The organism is Roseateles sp. FW305-36 (assembly GCF_058787015.1).
The window spans coordinates 1-1689 of sequence record NZ_JBYSZK010000044.1 but is presented as its reverse complement, the minus strand read 5'-3'; the positions used below and the strand labels follow the sequence as shown (position 1 = coordinate 1689).

Genomic DNA, 1689 nt, shown 5'->3' with positions numbered 1-1689 from the left:
GAGGCTGTGTGAGAACGCATCGGATGTGTTGTTCACAACCGGATGACGCTCTTGATCCTGAGCGCTTGCTTCTATCCGACTGACCGCGCCCGTTGGCGTCGTGATCACTGCAGCGCGCCCCTTGGGGCCGTAGATGCAGGCTACGGGAGCAGTAAATGGGCGTCTATGCGCCCAGCAGCCGCATCGCCTTTTTGGTCCGCTCGAAGCCGAGGATGCTGAGGACGCGTTTGAAGTTGTACGCCAGCACGCTCAAGCTCATCTCCGTCGCCACGTTCTGGATGCCTCGCATCAGGAAGTGCGTCCAGCCCATCCAGTGCTTGAGGGTGCCGAAGACGTGTTCAATGGTGCTCTTGCGTACCGTCATCGCATTCGGCATCCGGTCCAGCCGCTGCTGTGCCTTGTCCATGACCTCCTCGTGCTCCCACCGCCTGATGCGCCGGTACTCGCTCGTCGTGCATTGCGCCTTCATCGGGCAAGCAGGACAGGCGCTCGACCAGTAGATGCGGATCTGCAAGCCGTCCTCTTCGCGACTGAAGCGGTGTATCGCGCGCTGCCCAGCCGGGCATTGGTACTCGTCGGCGCGAGCGATGTAGATGAAGTCTGTCTTGTCGAATCGGCCTTCAGCCCTGGCATTGGACGTCATGGGCTTGGGAACCAGCGCTGCAACCCCGGCATCCTCACAAGCCTTGAGGCCTGGACCGCTGTAGTAGCCGCGGTCTGCAATGACCTTCAGCCGGCGCTTGCCCATCGCATCACGTGCGGCCAAGGCGATGGCACTGAGCTGTGCCCGGTCATTGCCGTTGTTCGTGACCGCATGGGTAACGATCAGATGGCTCTTGGTGTCTACCGCGGTCTGCACGTTGTAGCCCACCATGGCCGTGCCCTTGGCGCTGTAGGTGGTCATGGCCCGCGCATCGGGGTCCGTCCGGGAGAGTTGCCGATCCGGCAGGGTCTCCAGTTGCGCCTTGACGGCCTGCAGATCCTGCATGCGCTGACGCATCTTCTGGATCTTGCCTTGCAGTCGTTCGGTCTTGGCCTGCATCTCCGTGGGCTGGGTCCGATCTGCCGTCTCCAACGCGTCGAGATAGCGCTGGATGCTCTCCTCCAGCTCCCGTTCGCGACGCTCGATCTTGCCGGGCGTGTAGTTGCGCTCGCGGTTGTTGACCGCCTTGAACTTGCTGCCGTCGATGGCCACGACGGCTTCGGTGAACAGCTTCAACTCGCGGCACAGCATCACGAAGCGACGGCAGACGTTGCGGATGCCTTTGCCGTTGTCGCGGCGGAAGTCCGCGATGGTCTTGAAGTCGGGGGCCAGCCGGCCGGTCAGCCACATCAGCTCCACATTGCGCTGGCACTCGCGCTCCAGGCGCCGGCTGGATTGGATGCGATTGAGATAACCATACAGGTACAGCTTCAACAGCACCGACGGGTGATACGAGGGGCGGCCCGTCGCGGCCGGGCTCGCGCCGTCGAAGCCCAGGGCCGCCAGGTCCAGCTCATCGATGAAGACGTCCACGATACGAACGGTGTTGTCTTCTGCAATGAAGTCGTCCAAGCACTCCGGCAGCAGCGTGACCTGGTGTCGGTCGTCTCCCTCGATGAATCGCTTCATGCGGCAGCCCATGCTGTGGCGTTCCCACAATCTAGGCAGCGGCGCGCGCAATCACAGGAGGGTTTTCACACAGCCTC

Annotated in this window: 1 protein-coding gene; it reads right to left on the bottom strand. The window is 62.5% G+C overall.

What is annotated here, in order from left to right; translation table 11 throughout:
- Positions 1-163 precede the first annotated feature (163 nt).
- On the bottom strand, positions 164-1612 hold the full coding sequence (locus AC3WOE_RS30450; RefSeq protein WP_492696289.1) for an IS1182 family transposase: 1449 nt from the start codon (positions 1610-1612) through the stop codon (positions 164-166).
- Positions 1613-1689: the final 77 nt, after the last annotated feature.